This is a genomic window from Chryseobacterium sp. NRRL B-14798 (genome assembly GCF_050470705.1).
GTDB lineage: Bacteria > Bacteroidota > Bacteroidia > Flavobacteriales > Weeksellaceae > Chryseobacterium > Chryseobacterium cupriresistens.
The window spans coordinates 99,634-114,774 of sequence record NZ_JBFLUL010000005.1; the positions used below are offsets into that span (position 1 = coordinate 99,634).

15 protein-coding genes are annotated in these 15,141 nt (G+C 36.3%); 5 read left to right on the forward strand and 10 right to left on the reverse strand.

Features of this window, described 5'->3' with window-relative positions; genetic code table 11:
* Window positions 1–55: 55 nt before the first annotated feature.
* Both AB1278_RS00925 and AB1278_RS00930 read right to left on the reverse strand, forming a co-directional pair.
* The gene (locus AB1278_RS00925) at window positions 56–958 is read right to left on the reverse strand and encodes an AraC family transcriptional regulator (RefSeq protein WP_202842132.1); all 903 of its coding nucleotides are present in this window, start codon (window positions 956–958) and stop codon (window positions 56–58) included.
* Window positions 959–1,048: 90 nt separating this feature from the next.
* A complete protein-coding gene (locus AB1278_RS00930; RefSeq protein ID WP_202842134.1) occupies window positions 1,049–1,696 on the reverse strand; it encodes a 4'-phosphopantetheinyl transferase family protein in 648 nt (215 codons plus the stop codon).
* A gap of 238 nt (window positions 1,697–1,934) precedes the next feature.
* Here AB1278_RS00930 and AB1278_RS00935 point away from each other — a divergent pair, with 238 nt between their 5' ends.
* A complete protein-coding gene (locus AB1278_RS00935; RefSeq protein ID WP_202842135.1) occupies window positions 1,935–2,438 on the forward strand; it encodes a superoxide dismutase family protein in 504 nt (167 codons plus the stop codon).
* Window positions 2,439–2,493: 55 nt separating this feature from the next.
* Here the strand turns inward: AB1278_RS00935 and AB1278_RS00940 are convergent, their stop codons facing one another.
* Window positions 2,494–4,623, reverse strand: coding sequence for a carboxy terminal-processing peptidase (locus tag AB1278_RS00940; RefSeq protein ID WP_202842137.1), 2,130 nt, complete (start codon window positions 4,621–4,623; stop codon window positions 2,494–2,496).
* A gap of 342 nt (window positions 4,624–4,965) precedes the next feature.
* Between AB1278_RS00940 and AB1278_RS00945 the strand changes: the two genes are divergently transcribed.
* Both AB1278_RS00945 and surE read left to right on the forward strand, forming a co-directional pair.
* A complete protein-coding gene (locus AB1278_RS00945) occupies window positions 4,966–5,136 on the forward strand; it encodes a lmo0937 family membrane protein (RefSeq protein WP_110008970.1) in 171 nt (56 codons plus the stop codon).
* A gap of 366 nt (window positions 5,137–5,502) precedes the next feature.
* Window positions 5,503–6,291 carry a 5'/3'-nucleotidase SurE gene (gene surE / locus AB1278_RS00950; protein WP_062672842.1) on the forward strand — a complete coding sequence of 263 codons (789 nt, stop codon included), beginning with the start codon at window positions 5,503–5,505 and terminating at the stop codon, window positions 6,289–6,291.
* Window positions 6,292–6,344: 53 nt separating this feature from the next.
* Here surE and AB1278_RS00955 read toward each other — a convergent pair whose 3' ends face one another.
* From AB1278_RS00955 to AB1278_RS00965, 3 genes are read right to left on the reverse strand one after another with little or no spacing between them, the layout of a single operon-like run.
* Window positions 6,345–7,748, reverse strand: a complete 1,404-nt coding sequence (locus AB1278_RS00955) for a radical SAM protein (protein WP_120232327.1) — start codon at window positions 7,746–7,748, stop codon at window positions 6,345–6,347.
* A 10-nt stretch (window positions 7,749–7,758) separates the two neighbouring features.
* Window positions 7,759–7,995 carry a hypothetical protein gene (locus tag AB1278_RS00960; protein ID WP_343643430.1) on the reverse strand — a complete coding sequence of 79 codons (237 nt, stop codon included), beginning with the start codon at window positions 7,993–7,995 and terminating at the stop codon, window positions 7,759–7,761.
* Window positions 7,992–8,747: a prolipoprotein diacylglyceryl transferase gene (locus tag AB1278_RS00965; protein ID WP_202842147.1), complete on the reverse strand. Its 756-nt coding sequence runs from the start codon at window positions 8,745–8,747 to the stop codon at window positions 7,992–7,994. Before AB1278_RS00965 ends, AB1278_RS00960 begins: the two co-directional genes overlap by 4 nt.
* 61 nt (window positions 8,748–8,808) lie before the next feature.
* Here AB1278_RS00965 and AB1278_RS00970 point away from each other — a divergent pair, with 61 nt between their 5' ends.
* On the forward strand, window positions 8,809–9,846 hold the full coding sequence (locus AB1278_RS00970; RefSeq protein WP_343643429.1) for a GMP reductase: 1,038 nt from the start codon (window positions 8,809–8,811) through the stop codon (window positions 9,844–9,846).
* A gap of 55 nt (window positions 9,847–9,901) precedes the next feature.
* Here the strand turns inward: AB1278_RS00970 and fabG are convergent, their stop codons facing one another.
* The 4 genes from fabG to AB1278_RS00990 form a co-directional block, all read right to left on the reverse strand.
* A complete protein-coding gene (fabG, locus tag AB1278_RS00975; protein WP_137904546.1) occupies window positions 9,902–10,645 on the reverse strand; it encodes a 3-oxoacyl-[acyl-carrier-protein] reductase in 744 nt (247 codons plus the stop codon).
* A gap of 172 nt (window positions 10,646–10,817) precedes the next feature.
* Window positions 10,818–12,329: a WG repeat-containing protein gene (locus AB1278_RS00980; RefSeq protein WP_202842150.1), complete on the reverse strand. Its 1,512-nt coding sequence runs from the start codon at window positions 12,327–12,329 to the stop codon at window positions 10,818–10,820.
* A 6-nt stretch (window positions 12,330–12,335) separates the two neighbouring features.
* The gene (gene rsmI, locus AB1278_RS00985) at window positions 12,336–13,010 is read right to left on the reverse strand and encodes a 16S rRNA (cytidine(1402)-2'-O)-methyltransferase (protein ID WP_047377914.1); all 675 of its coding nucleotides are present in this window, start codon (window positions 13,008–13,010) and stop codon (window positions 12,336–12,338) included.
* 2 nt (window positions 13,011–13,012) lie between these two features.
* Window positions 13,013–14,491, reverse strand: a complete 1,479-nt coding sequence (locus AB1278_RS00990; RefSeq protein ID WP_343643428.1) for a hypothetical protein — start codon at window positions 14,489–14,491, stop codon at window positions 13,013–13,015.
* Window positions 14,492–14,552: 61 nt separating this feature from the next.
* On the opposite strand from AB1278_RS00990, the gene AB1278_RS00995 reads away from it, so the two are divergent.
* A complete protein-coding gene (locus tag AB1278_RS00995; RefSeq protein ID WP_062672824.1) occupies window positions 14,553–15,140 on the forward strand; it encodes a thymidine kinase in 588 nt (195 codons plus the stop codon).
* The last annotated feature ends 1 nt before the right edge of the window (window position 15,141 follow it).

Consider the following 15,141-nt stretch of genomic DNA (forward strand, 5'->3'; position numbering starts at 1 on the left):
GCCTTTCTGTAAAAAAATTATTACTGAAAGGCATTCTTTTGCTCCCGAATGGTAATTAATGAACCGGAATGCAAAAATCCACGATCATTTTTCCTTCCGGATGTTCTTTAAAATTGGAATGATAGATTTCATAAGGGAAGGTTCTTCTCATGGTGTAATTGTTTTCATTCATCCATAAGAACAAAGAAACCCAACATTGTTCAAAATCATCCAATGTCACCTCTCCGCTTCCTACAATGTACTTTCCGCCTTCTAACGTTTCTGAAAATACTTCTCCCTCCTGCTGCTGAAGTTTTTCATCCAAAAGCATGCAGGCGTGAATCCTGACTTTATCGGGAGGTGTGATTTTACAGCTGTCGTGATAAACAGAAATCATTTTAAGATGTTGCCGTGGAAACAGGTTTTTCTTTTTTGCCCAGTCTATCAGGACATTAAAAGAAGGTTCTACGTTGCCCATTCCAAGGCTCATAACGGAAGCCAGATTCATTTCCGGCATTTCTTTTACTTCGATTTTTAAATTCATTTTAGTCCAGTTTAACAGGTTTTCAATATTGCAAATGTATTGGCTGAAAACCGTATCAACTTGTCCGTTCTTGCTTTGTGTTTGTAAAATCCTGTGAAATTTTTCCGGTGCTGATCTGCGAAATTCTGTGGGCGCGAGACCGTAATATTTTTTGAATGTTTTGCAGAAAACAGAATGATTGGAGAAACCAAGATCCCAATAGATCTCCTTGATCTCCATATTTTTATGTACCGCTAAATAGAGAGCACTTTTCTCTATTTTCTTTCTGATAATATAATTCTGAAGGGTTTCTCCCGTAACCAGCTTAAATATTCTGTGAAAATGAAACGGAGAATAATCACTTACCTCTGAAACTTTTTCCAGAGACAGCTCCGCATCAATATGGTTATCAATATATTGAATTGTTCTTACAATCCGTTTTTTATACTCTTCCACTTCAAAATTATTAGTTTACAAAGATATTTTTCCGGAATGAAAGTCTGTTGTCTTTTATTGCTATTGTCTGGAGGTCATTTCGCTTTTTTGTCACGAGATATCTTCTTCAAAACGTTTAAATAAAAGAACATCTTCTTTAATTTTCTGATCTGAAGATGCAATATATCCCTGATACTCTTCATGAATAAAAATTTCTCTGGTAAAAAACTTTTCTTTTTCAATCCTGCATTCGTTATTGATCACTTCAAAAGAATCCAGCGGAAGCATCATCCCTGCTCCATGAGCCTTTATTACAGCTTCCTTTCTTGCCCAATAAGTGAAGAATTCTTCCGTTTTATCCTCAGCATCATGAATTTCCTGAAGCTCTTTGGCCGTCATCTGAAATATAAAATCCTGATAAGTGATCTTCGGATCTCTGAATTCAACATCTATTCCCAAAGGATATTCTGCAATAGCACAGACCGCAAGCTCTTTGGAATGCGATATATTAAAATGAAGATGATGGTCTTTTAAGTAAGGCTTTTTATTGGGAAGAACTCCTGTTTCTACATCAGAAATATTATAATACGTTTTTAAACCATATTGTAAAAGCACCTTTCCCAGTAAAGAAAGCTGCACATCCTGCCATCTTCTGTATCGCAGGATATTCTGATTAACCTCCTGAGAAAAAGCAGGCAGGTATCGGTCTAAACGTGACTGATGTTTTTCTTCGCTAATGAATGTATACAGAATAATCATTTTTCTTTTCTTTCTCCAAGGATCAGATTATACACTGCTTCCCAGCTACTAAAATAAGCTTTTTTCTACCTCGTTTTAAATCAGTAAGCCTCAGAGCTAAGTTTCGGAATTTAAGGTTACAACAGCCTGTATTAAAGCAATCATTTAAACTAAGTTTTTCAAAAAAGAGTGAGATCATAAAGCGCTTTGGAAAATCTTTTTTAAATTTATCGTAAAATCACTATAAATCATTTAAAAAATGAAAGTACAAACATTAGCATTATTGGCGGGATTTGCAGTTTTTGCCGTTTCATGCGGAACCACAAAAACCTATTCTGTAAATGCCAAAAGCGGAACACAGACAGGAGGAACAGCGAAGTTTACTCAAAATGGAAATGAAGTAACAATGAAGCTTGACATCACCAACCTTACTCCTGGAATCCATGCCGTACACATTCATGAAAAAGGAGACTGCTCAGCTGCAGACGGAACGTCTACTGGCGGCCACTGGAATCCTTCGAAGAATGATCATGGTAAATGGGGTGCCGAACATTTCCATATGGGAGATATAGGAAACCTGGTTGCTGATCAGAACGGAACAGCGACATTGACTTTCAAGACAGACAAATGGTGTCTGGGCTGTACAGACGAGTCTAAGAACATTATCGGAAAAGGTCTTATTGTACACGCTGCTGCAGATGATTTCCATACTCAGCCTACCGGAAATGCAGGAGGAAGAGTGGGATGTATAGAAATTAAGTAATCAACTTTATTCAATAAAAAAACCGCTAATCTTTTAATTAGCGGTTTTTTTATGTTTAGGATTTAGCTCCCATGTCTGATACAATATTCATTGCTTCCTGCAGGTAAAGATCTTTTTTCAGATTCTTGATCCACATTTCAGATTTTTTCTTGAAAGCTTCGTCTTTTTTCTCTCTTTCAATTTCACTTGGATACATGATGAACTGAAGACCGTTTTCAAATTTTGTCAAAGCCTTGAACTTTTCAATCTGAGATTTTCTGTTCTTCATCAGCTCATTGAATTTTGTAATATTCAATGTGATATTTTCTTCTTTATCCAGTTTTTCTCTCCACTGAGCAGATTCTAATAGCAACTGATAATTGCTGTTTTTAGCCATTCTGTCTGCACTTGCCTTCTCCAGAGCCTGGATATTGAAATAATTCAGTTTCTGGAATTTTGTAGGCGAAATTTTGTCCCAGGCCAATGCATAATCATCATATCGCTCTCCTACTTCAGCATACGTAAAGAAATCCTTCATCTGAATATCAGAAACGATACCTTTTCTCTGGGTAGATTCTCCCGTTATTCTATAGAATTTCTGGATCGTCAGTTTTAAAGATCCGAAATCATCTTCTGTGTTCAGGAATCTGTTCAGATCCACAAAAGTCTGCACGGTTCCTTTTCCGAAAGACTGCGGAGATCCGATGATCATTGCTCTTCCATAATCCTGCATTACACCAGCAAGGATTTCTGAAGCGGAAGCGGAAAGTTCATTTTGCATAATGACAAGCGGACCAGTCCAGATAGGAGTTTCATTTTTATTTTTAAGCGTCTGTATTTTTCCATTTCCGTCTTTCACCTGAACATAAGGCCCGGCCTCCATGAAAAGTCCCATAATATCGCCTACTTCAGTTAAAGAACCTCCGCCATTATTTCTAAGGTCAAGAATAATTCCTTCAATATTCTGGGCTTTAAGCTTAATAATCTCATTTTTGATGTCATCAGAAGCATTTCTTCCTTTGGCATTTTCAAAGTCAGCATTAAAGCTTGGCAGGTTGATGAAACCGTATTTCTTACCATTTGGAGCATTCACTACAATACTTCTTGCAAATGTATCTTCGATAGCAACCTCTTCACGGATCATGGTTACATCTTTAATAGTACCATCTTTTTTCTGAACAGTTAAGGTTACCGGAGTTCCTTTTTCACCTCTGATTAATCTTACCGCTTCATCAGAAAGCATTCCTACCACATTTACAGCATCTTCTTTCGGTTTTGATCTTACTTTCAGGATTTTATCTCCTTCTGAAAGCTGCTTGGATTTCCATGCCGGTGCACCAATGGTAAGCGCTCCTAAGTAAAGGTTTCCTTTTTTCTCCTGGATCAGGGCTCCGATACCAATTACTTTTCCGGTGAACTGGGTATCAAAATCTTCTTTATCTTTTGGAGAATAATAGTTGGTGTGCGGATCAAATACTTCAGTATACGCATTCATATACACGGTAAACCAATCCATTTTCTTTCTCTTTTTGAATCTCGTGAAAGTATCTTTTACAAGGTCTTTTACCTCATCAGTCGCTTTTTTGATCTTCTCGTCCTGAGTAAGTGGCTTAAACTTGATCGTATCTTTCAGTTTGTATTTCTGAACAGAGTCTTTCTTTTCTTTCTGAGCTTCTTCTTTGCTGTTCATCGACTCAACTTCCTGGAGGATGTTGTATTTGATGAATTTTTTCCACTCATTATACTGTTCCTGTTTGTTGGCAGGTACTTTTTTTAGTTTGGGCTCAAGAGTAAGCGTTTCATCTTCCTGAAGATTGATGGGCTTGCTGAAGATATCCTGTGTGATTTTATCAATCTCATCCACTCTCTGGTAAAGTCTGTCAATGGTAAGCTTATAGAATGTAAGATCACCTTGTCCGATATAGTCATCAAGCTTTGTTTCATGCTTGCTGAATTCATCCATATCAGATTGCAGAAAATATCTTTTCGCTGGATCTACCAATTCGAAATAATGCTTATAAACGTCCTTCGAATAGGCATCATTGATAGATTTCGGGCTATAATGCAGATAAGAAAGTGTGTTTTTTACGCTCACCATTATTGTCTGCATCTTTTCATCGTCATTCTGTGGCGAGTTGAAACAAAACATTAGACTGGTTAATGGAATCAGGAGTAAAAATTTATTCAGTTTGAAATTTTTCCACATAAACTGTCTTTATTTATTAATTTTTTTAAAATAAGTATAGTAATTAGTAGCAGTAAGTTTGGTACTGTTACAAATGATCAAATTTAATACCTTATTTACAAATATCGACAGTTTTGATCATTTTTATTTAAAGAGATTTACAAATAATCAGGACAGTATGAGCCATTTCCTATTATCAGACAGTTTCGTTATAAAGTGATACAGATCAATCCTTTTTTCAAACACACCTAAATTTTTAATTTTTAATCTAAAAACAGAAACACATACCACAAAAATCAATTTTTAGCCATAAAGGCATAAAATATGCAGAGAATTAACCATACAAATTCAAAATATTAAGTCATGAAAAGTTTATTATGGTTAGTAGCAGTCATCTGCATCGTTGTTTGGCTATTGGGAATGCTAGGAGTTGTTCCCGGAATGAGCACAGGTTATTTAATTCACGTTTTACTGGTTATTGCTATTATTGTTATTCTTTATAATATCATTTCCGGTAGAAAACCTCTCGACTAGTTTATTATTTTGTACGACCACTTAACATTAAAATTATCAGGCTTTACAGGTGTTCTTCACAGGATAACAAGAGATTTTCATGGGAGGCACCTGTAAAATTCTGAGTTTGATGAACTAAAATTCATATTAAAATTCCTTCATTTTAGTCAGATATTCTGCTTCTGGCATTTTTCTTTATCGGTGCATTGATCTTCAATCTCTGAAGCAAAAGCAGAAGGATTTTATTTCTATTTCACAACAGCCAATCCCAATCTGGTATTTTATGGCGTCTGATTTTTACCTACATTTGATGTGTTGAAAATCTATTTGTTCAATTCTGAAAATGAACAAACTCACTCTGTTTAAATAAAAAATTAAAGATAATTTATGGAAAGACCACTTATTCTGGTGACTAATGACGACGGAATTACAGCTCCTGGTATCAGAAATCTTGTAAATTTTATGAATGAAATCGGAGAAGTAGTGGTTGTTGCCCCCAATTCTCCTCAAAGTGGAAAAGGCCACGCTATTACCATTAATTCTACCCTAAGCTACGAAGAAGTTACTCTGGATGGCCCGCAGACAGATTTTTCCTGTAGCGGAACTCCTGTTGACTGTGTAAAAATGGCTCTTGATAAAATCCTGACCAGAAGACCCGATATTGTGGTTTCAGGAATCAATCACGGGGCAAATTCTTCTATCAATGTAATCTATTCAGGGACCATGTCGGCTGCAGTAGAAGCAGGTGTAGAAGGAATTCCTGCCATTGGATTCTCATTACTGGATTTCAGCTGGGAAGCAGATTTCACTCAGGCTAAAGAATTTATTCAGAATATTGTAAGAAGAACATTGGAAAACCCAATGCCAAAAGGAGTTGTACTGAACGTAAATATTCCTAAACTTCCGGCGGAAGAGATTAAAGGAGTAAAAGTCTGTAAACAGGCCAATGCCAAATGGGAAGAAAGCTTTGATGAGAGAGTAAATCCTCATGGTAAAAAATATTACTGGCTGACAGGTTATTTCAACAATATGGATGATTCTGAAGATGCTGATGAAACAGCATTGGCCAATGGATATATTTCTATTGTTCCGGTAAAGTTTGACCTTACAGCTTATGAATACATGAAAACATTGGAAGAAGTGATGACTTTTGAAGATGTAAAAGAAGTAAAATAACAAGGAAATAATAAAAGCGTGAAATGAAATTTCACGCTTTGCATTTTATATGGCTAAAATAAAACTTTATCTTCTTTCCTGAGTTCTTCCAGATAAGCCTTTTTTTCATCTCTGTAAAAGAGGTTCATGGTTTCAAAAGGAATTAATTTCAGGTCCTTATTGACAATATGTACGCAAGACTTCTTCACAGCTCTTACATCAAAATCATGAGCATCCATAAAGTTCATGATAATTATTCTGAAAAGGTTATCATAGTCAAGATCCGGAGCACAAACATCCGGCAGGCAGCACAGTAACTGATTGACTTTAGGCTGAACTTTATCTACGGAAATTCCGGTGCTGAAAATATCCAGCAGCTGCATATGCAATCCTTTATCCTGTTCATAAACAATGGTATTCCTTGATTCATTATTCAGAAGATCTGCAGGATTGATATACCGGGTTAAAGGAATTGTTTCGCCCTGCAGTTTCAAGATATATCCCATAGCAAGAGCATCCGGATTACATGGAACGGGAATAATATCATCAGAATTTAATAACGGAAACTGATTGATAATTTCCTGTCTTACTTCAGTTAAGGTAATTTTTTCATGAGCAGAATCTTCCCGGTTTCTTCCGGCAATTTCAACCGGCTGAAAGGTAATTCCTCTTACGCACTTCTGTTTTAGGGCAAATTCTATAATTTTTCCAATTTCATCAATATTTTTATCTTTTTGAAGAACAATAACCAGTGTCGTAGAAAGGTTAAGCTCATTGAGTTTTTCCAATGCTTTCATTCTGACCGCGGTAAGATCCTTCCCTCTGAAATCTTCCAGGACTTCAGGTTTAAATGAATCAAACTGAAGGTAAATTTCAAACTCGGGAGCATAGGTCGCCAATCGTTCAGCAAATCCCGGATCATTGGCTATTCTGATTCCGTTGGTGTTCAGCATCAGATGTTTGATCGGTTTTGATTTGGCAATATCCATAATTTTGAAAAATTCCGGATGGATTGTAGGTTCTCCTCCACTGATCTGCACCACGTCCGGTTCCCCTTCATTTTTTACAATAACATCAAACATAGCCTCAATTTCTTCCAGGCTTCTGTGACTTCCATAGTGGGGTGAGGACATTGCATAGCAGGTTGGACAAGTAAGATTACAACGGTCTGTAACTTCTACGATAGAAAGACAGCTATGCTGTTCATGGTCTACACATAATCCACAATCATAAGGACATCCATATTCCACATCGGTTCCGAAATGAAAGGGCATTTCAGAGGCTTTATTATAGTTTCTTATATTTTTATAATACTGTACGTCAGAAGCTATTTTTGTTTTAAAAAATCCATGATCCGGACATCTTTTGGTCATAAAAACAGTTTCGTCCTCAATAATGATTTTGGCTCCTACCCTTTTAAGACATTCCGGGCAAAGGCTGATTGTATAATCGTAATAGGTATAATTTCTTACTGGCATAGCATTTTTTTTAAAGTCCTCCGCAAATATAACCGCTGATTAATCCACAGATCAGAAGAGAGATCAGCATGGTCTGAATAAATTGTTTTCTGGTGAATTTTTGGTCTCCTTTCCTTTCATAAATAAGTTTTGTAATAAAAGCGACGATGAGGGAAAAAACCAGTGCAGCCAAAATAATTGCACCAATAATCATTATCACTACCCCAGCCAGATTGAGATTGCCTTCTAAAATAGTTAATTTTTTCATCTTGAATTTTTTAAATATAAAGATCCGGTATTTTTTATTTTATAAATGTAGTAAATAATTACACAGATACACACCATTTGAATCGTACCCATATTTCCAATGACTTCTACCCTTGGTTTTATAAAATCCAAAAGAAATCTGAATGTAAAATAGCTGAGCATAAACAGCTGAAAAATAAAACCGGAAGGGTATTTTTTACGATTCTGGATATACTTTAATCCCATCCACAGAAGAAGTAAAAAGGCTATTTCATACAAGGCAACAGGATGTCTGAGATATTGGTCCCCCAAATGCATTCCAAAAACAGAATCAGTAGGAATACCATATGTCTCTTCACCAATACCTGTAAGAAAACATCCTATTCTGCCTATAATCATGGCCAATATCAGAGGGAAAACAATAAGATCTCCAGTACTTTCTTTATGATGTACAATCTTTTTTGCCAGCTCTACTCCCAATAAACCAAAAGCCAGACCTCCTACAATAGTATTGTTTGACCAGACCTTTCTGAAGGAAAAATTTTCAAATAATGCATAAGGGTTTTCAAGATTACCGATCAGCTTGGAACCGATCAAAGCTCCGGCAGTAGCACCAATTAAAACCGCAGCAGAAGTATTGAAAGAAAGTTTTTCTTTAGCCTTACGTTTCAGATAAAAATAATATCTCATGCCCAAAAACATTCCGGCAGCCTCAAAAAGCGGATGCGCAAGGATTGTTTTGCCGAAAATATGAAATGTTACAGGAAAATCCATTATTTCAAAAATACACTATTTCATATTATTCACTACCTTTATTCTGACAAATAATTACAAAATGCGTATAGAATATGACATAAAACTGGGGTTCAAGGATGTAATGTTCCGCCCTAAGCGTTCTACTTTGAAATCCCGTTCGGAAGTTGATTTACTGAGAGAATTTACCTTTAAACATACCAGGAAAAGATGGACAGGAGTCCCCGTAATTGCAGCCAATATGGATACGGTAGGAACTTTTGAAATGGCAGTGGAACTGGCCAAGGAGAAAATTATTACCGCGGTTCATAAGCATTATACTCCTGAGGAATGGAGCAAGTTTCTCAACAGCCAGCCTGAAAGTATTCATCAGTATATTGCACTGAGTACCGGAACCGGAAAAGCTGATGAAGAGAAAATAAAACAGATTCTCAATAAGCACCCAAAAATTGAGTTTCTATGTATCGATGTAGCCAATGGCTATTCTGAACATTTCGTTGAATTTGTGAAGAAAGCAAGAGCCAATTTTCCGGATAAAATTATTATAGCAGGAAATGTGGTTACCGGAGAAATGGTAGAAGAACTTCTTCTGGTAGGTGCAGATATCATTAAAGTAGGTATTGGACCTGGGTCTGTGTGTACGACCAGAGTAAAAACAGGAGTGGGATATCCTCAACTTTCTGCGATTATTGAATGTGCAGATGCTGCACACGGTTTGGGAGGACATATCATTGCTGACGGCGGATGCAAAGTTCCCGGTGACGTAGCAAAAGCTTTCGGTGGCGGTGCAGATTTCGTCATGCTGGGCGGAATGTTTGCCGGACATGATGAAAGTGGTGGCGAAATGATTGAAGAAAACGGTAAAAAATATCGCCTTTTCTATGGAATGAGTTCTAAAACAGCCATGGATAAGCATTCCGGAGGTGTGGCAGAATATCGTGCTTCTGAAGGAAAAACAGTAAAAGTAGCTTATAAGGGTCCTGTTTCAGAAACGGTAAAGGATATTTTAGGAGGTGTACGATCTACTTGTACTTACGTAGGTGCTTCAAAGCTTAAAGAACTTTCCAAGAGAACTACTTTTATAAGAGTTCAGGAGCAGGAAAATCAGATTTTTAACTAAAAAATCAAAGAAATATAAAAAGGCTGCATAAATGATATGCAGCCTTTTTATATTGTTATGTTAACATTCCACCGTCAACGTTTAACGTCTGTCCGGTAATGTATGCAGACATTTCGCTGCCTAAGAATACACATGCATTGGCGATATCCGCTGGCTGACCTCCTCTCTTCATTGGAATTTCTTCTCTCCATCCCTGAACGGTTTTTTCATCCAGAACAGCCGTCATTTCTGTTTCAATAAATCCGGGAGCAATCGCATTACATCTGATATTTCTTGATCCTAATTCCAATGCCACAGATTTTGTAAACCCAATAACTCCGGCTTTAGAAGCTGCATAGTTGGCTTGTCCGGCATTTCCTTTCACACCTACTACAGAAGTCATATTGATGATAGATCCTGATCTTGCCTTCATCATCGGCTTAATTACTGCCTTTGTAAGGTTGAAAACTGAATCTAAATTTACTTTGATTACTTGATCCCAATCTTCTTTGGACATTCTCAACAACAGGTTATCTTTTGTAATCCCTGCATTGTTTACCAAAATATCAATCTGCCCGAACTCTGCCATCACTTCCTCCACCAATTTCTGAGCAGCATCATAATCTGATGCGTCAGACTGATATCCTTTAATTTGGGTTACAGAACTTAAAGCTGCTTCTAATTCTTTTGCTTTGTCTACAGAGCCAGCGTAGGTAAATGCTACTTTTGCTCCCTGCTGAGCAAACATTTCAGCAATTCCCTTACCGATTCCTCTTGTAGCTCCGGTAATTAGTGCTACTTTTCCTTCTAATATTTTCATATCTATTGACAATTATTTTTTTATAACTCGTTCAGCTAGTGACAGCTGCCTCTTCATGTTTCTACAATTCCTTTCTGGAATTAAACGGTTTGCAAAGATATTATAAAATGTTATTCAACCCATTTAAATTGTCAAAATACTAGCTTTTTTTTGATGAATATCAGGATTTTCATTAAAGTTGAACATAATTATTTTTAAATCTGGTGAAATAAATAAAGTCTGTTTTTTTACTTTTATCCAGTCTTAATACCTCTTTCTGCCAGAAATATTTTTCATAAATAATGTCTTTCAAAGGCTCATTCTGAAAATTGGAAACCCCAAATTTTCCTTCTTTTTTAACGACAATTTCATTTTCAGCATTTCCGAATGTGATAATATCTTCGTATACAAACGGTACAATTTCTGTTCCCTTCCCATCCAGGATTCCATAAAAGTTGTCTGTATTTCTGCAGACCAAAGGTTTTGAATACTGATTGAGAGGATTAAAATAGTCAACATCTTCATTTTTAATCTCGCTGATATTTTTCAACTCAGATATAGAATGATCTTTTACAGAAAATCTATAATAGCGGTCCTGCTTTCCAATGATAAGATTGTCGGGATAAAACCCGAAAATCTGAACTCCGTCTCCTACAATATTTTTAAGATCTTTATCTAAGAATTGTTCTTCATTTTCTTTTTTAAGGTAAATAAAATCTTTTCCGGAAATAGTAAAACTTTTGATAAAATCGTATTCCTGAGGAAAAATAATGTTACCCTGCAGGTCTATAATGCCGGATTTTTTTGCTTTATCATTATAAACACTGAACAAATTACCCAATAAAGGATTTACATATTTAAAAGTCTGTGCATACAGCTTTCCGTCTTTCTTACTGAAAACTGTTGTCTTTCCGTTTTTTGTAAGATAGATATATTCTTTTTTGCCAAAATATTCCGGGGTGATATCGTTAAAGATTTCTTCGGCAATCGTATTGTCTTCTGCATCAATCAAACCGTACTTTCCTGTACTTTTATTTTTAGTAATCAGATAAGGATAAGCATTGATGTTTACAACCTGTTTAGAAAATTTATGCAGCGTTTGTCCGTTATTACCAATGATTTCACTTTCTCCATTTTCATTAATGATAAGTGCCCTGTCATCTTCAAAGCTGTAGTCTTCTTTAAATTCCCGCGTGCTGAGCTGTTTCCCGTTAAAATCATACAGAAACCATTTTTTATCTTTTAAAACAAAAAGTCTGTTCTTCCCTGAAAAACGGATTTTTTCCGAATAAGGAATGATTTCCTTTCCGTTAAAATCATAAACAGCTTCTGAATTCTGTTTTGATGAAATAATGCATTCTTCACTCCACCAGGGTGTATTAAATTCCTGATCGTTCAGAGGAATAAGTTCTTTTCCCTTTTCGTCAATAACAGCTGATTTTCTGCCATTTCCTTCCTCAGAATAAAGAATAAACCGGTTTTTGAAAACATGCAGAATACTTCCTTTGTAAGGAGATTCAAATGTAATAGTTCCCAAAGAATCCACAATTCCCTGTTTCTTATAATCAGTATCGTAGAATGTTCCATATCCTTCAGAATAAGAACTGATTTCTTTCCCCGTCTTTTTCGACAGGATCACCTTCATATATTGGTTAGTTTGTGCTGTACAGACTACAGAACACAATACAAAAACTAATTTTTTCAAAGAAAATTAAATAGAATTATTGACAATAAGGACGATCTCTCCTTTTAAAGTTTTACTCTTGGAGAACTCAATTAATTCATTGATTGTTCCTCTTTTAGTTTCTTCAAATTTCTTAGAAATCTCACGGCTTAAGCTTACTTTGGTTTCTTCTCCGAAGAATTCTTTGATCTGTTCCAGAGTGGTATTAATCTTATGAGGGCTCTCGTACAAAACGATGGTCTTTTTTTCTTCTGCAAGCTGCTTCAGTTTGGTTTGTCTTCCTTTTTTCTGCGGCAGAAATCCTGCGAATAGAAATTCATTATTAGGAAGCCCCGAAACAACAAGTGCCGGAATGAGCGCCGTAGCTCCGGGAAGGCAAATCATGTCAATATTATTATCTGCTCCTGCTTTGGCCAGCAAATATCCGGGATCTGAAATACCGGGAGTTCCTGCATCGGTAATAATAGCAATATTCTGCCCGTTTTTAAGGTCTGTAATCACTTTCTCCGTTGCCTGATGCTCATTATGTAAATGATAAGACTTTAAGGGCTTGGAAATCTCAAAATGTTTTAAAAGTATTCCTGAAGTTCTGGTGTCTTCACATAAAATATAATCTACTTCTTTCAGAACATTTACTGCCCTGAATGTCATATCTTCCAGATTCCCAACGGGTGTGGGAACAAAATATAGAATTCCGCTCAAAATTATAAGAATTTATTTTCCACCAATATCCAAAGTCTCTGTGCATATTCATCCACCTTATTCCATTTTCTGTCATAGTACAGATCACTCAGGTATTCTTTGGCTTCTTCCAGTGTTCTGAATTGGTTCAGCTGATAAACGGTATCATTCAGATCTGCCTGGCTTCCTTCAAAAAGCATCTTCGTGAAGGCAAGTCTGTCATTCAGATCCAGCTTAAATTCAGGTTTCAGCTTATCTGCTTCCATGAATTGGGTTGGAATATTGGATTTCAGAATACTTCCTGTATCTTCTTTAACAACAGGAGCTGTTTTTTCTTCCTTGGAAAGTTCCAGGTGGTCGTCATCAAAAAGTGACTGAACAGCCTTCATTCCTTTGATATTGGCTAATTTTATTTTTTTCTCCCGATGGTATTCTTCTAAATTTTCGAAGCTTTCATCGGAACGATGTTTATCTGTTTCTTCGGGAACAGGCTTGTCGATTTCGACAATCTTTCTGCGATCATAGACTTCAGCAAGAATACTTTCTTCTTTTACAGGTTCTTCAGAGTGGTCATTTTTGATCTCACTCAGAATATTTTCTACATTGGAAGTCTCTGTAGCCATTTCTCCCTGTTCTATGGAAATGTTTGAAGCCACAAATTGTTCTTCGTTTTCTTCAATCAGTATTTCATCATCCAGCGTCTCTGTATCAAAAATGCTTGGAATGGTTTCTGTAACGGAAGATTTCACATCATCTGCTACCGCATACTCAGGTTCTTTCTTCGATTCCTCTCCGGAAATTAGTGATTCCTGTTCTTCTATTTCATGCAGCTGATTATTAAAAACCGCTTCTTCTGCTGTTACTTCATTATAAAACAGATCTTCGTTAAGATCTTCATCCGAATCCGGTGTAGAATCTGCAAGGATTTTATCCTCATCCACAAAACTCAGAACAGCTCTTTGTTCTTCTGAAATTTCATTTTCATCAATTTCATTCAGCTGATTATTAAAAACTGCTTCTTCTTCCAGCGTTTCATTTCCAAAATCCTGTTCCTGATTTTCAGGTGCGTTTTCAGTCTTATTTTCTTCTACAAAGCTTACGATATTTTCATGGAATTCGTTTTCAACAATTTCATTCAGCTGATTATTGAAAACGGCTTCTTCTTCAGATTCCTCAGAAAAAACTTCATTTTCATCAATTTCGTTCAGTTCATTATTGAAAATAGCCTCCTCTTCGGTTACTTCACTTCCTGTATCATGATGTTCTGTTTCTCCTGAAACAAAAGAGACATACTGATGCTCCGGATTTTGTGCCGTATTATCTGTTACGAAGTATTCGATATTTTTTTCCAGCAGTTTCAAAAAAGAAATCCTGTTAGCAAGCTCATCTACAAGATCTTGCTTGGAAAGTAATTCGTCTATATTACTTATTTTGTCCAGATTATCAATGATATTCATGGATTCAAAAAAAATCTTTTCCTTTAAATCTTGGATATTCTGCATAATAAGATTCTTATTAAAATTGCTTACTTTTGATGTTAAAAATATACGGCTAATTTAACAAATGTTTTTAGAAAATACAATTAATCATTCCAAACAAAGTGGTTGGATGGAAGTAATTTGTGGCTCTATGTTTTCCGGTAAAACCGAGGAACTTATCCGCAGATTGCGAAGAGCGGAAATGGCAGGACAGAATGTGGAAATTTTTAAACCCAAAATGGATGTACGGTATTCTGAAGAAGATGTAGTTTCCCATAATCAGAATAAAATCCGCAGTACAGCAGTAGAAAACCCTAATGAAATTCTTCTGCTGGCTTCCAATTGTGATGTAGTAGCCATTGATGAAGCTCAGTTTTTTGATGAAAGCATTGTTGATGTTGCCAACCAGCTCGCCAATAGCGGGATCAGAGTCGTTATTGCAGGATTGGATATGGATTTTTTGGGTCGTCCATTTGGACCAATGCCCAATTTGATGGCGACTGCAGAGTATGTTACAAAAGTGCATGCTATTTGTAAGAGAACCGGTAATCTTGCCAACTACTCGATGAGAACTTCACAGGGAGATAATCTGGTGGAACTGGGAGAAACAGAAAGTTATGAAGCAGTAAGCCGCCGTGTTTTTATTGACGAAGTACTTTCAAAAAGAAAATAAT

Bases quoted from the DNA above. Each gene is read 5' to 3' on its own strand.
- AB1278_RS00930 (WP_202842134.1), bottom strand. From the start codon at position 1,696: ATGATTATTCTGTATACATTCATTAGCGAAGAAAAACATCAGTCACGT.
- AB1278_RS00935 (WP_202842135.1), top strand. From the start codon at position 1,935: ATGAAAGTACAAACATTAGCATTATTGGCGGGATTTGCAGTTTTTGCC.
- AB1278_RS00940 (WP_202842137.1), bottom strand. From the start codon at position 4,623: ATGTGGAAAAATTTCAAACTGAATAAATTTTTACTCCTGATTCCATTA.
- AB1278_RS00945 (WP_110008970.1), top strand. From the start codon at position 4,966: ATGAAAAGTTTATTATGGTTAGTAGCAGTCATCTGCATCGTTGTTTGG.
- surE (WP_062672842.1), top strand. From the start codon at position 5,503: ATGGAAAGACCACTTATTCTGGTGACTAATGACGACGGAATTACAGCT.
- AB1278_RS00955 (WP_120232327.1), bottom strand. From the start codon at position 7,748: ATGCCAGTAAGAAATTATACCTATTACGATTATACAATCAGCCTTTGC.
- AB1278_RS00960 (WP_343643430.1), bottom strand. From the start codon at position 7,995: ATGAAAAAATTAACTATTTTAGAAGGCAATCTCAATCTGGCTGGGGTA.
- AB1278_RS00965 (WP_202842147.1), bottom strand. From the start codon at position 8,747: ATGGATTTTCCTGTAACATTTCATATTTTCGGCAAAACAATCCTTGCG.
- AB1278_RS00970 (WP_343643429.1), top strand. From the start codon at position 8,809: ATGCGTATAGAATATGACATAAAACTGGGGTTCAAGGATGTAATGTTC.
- fabG (WP_137904546.1), bottom strand. From the start codon at position 10,645: ATGAAAATATTAGAAGGAAAAGTAGCACTAATTACCGGAGCTACAAGA.
- AB1278_RS00990 (WP_343643428.1), bottom strand. From the start codon at position 14,491: ATGCAGAATATCCAAGATTTAAAGGAAAAGATTTTTTTTGAATCCATG.
- AB1278_RS00995 (WP_062672824.1), top strand. From the start codon at position 14,553: ATGTTTTTAGAAAATACAATTAATCATTCCAAACAAAGTGGTTGGATG.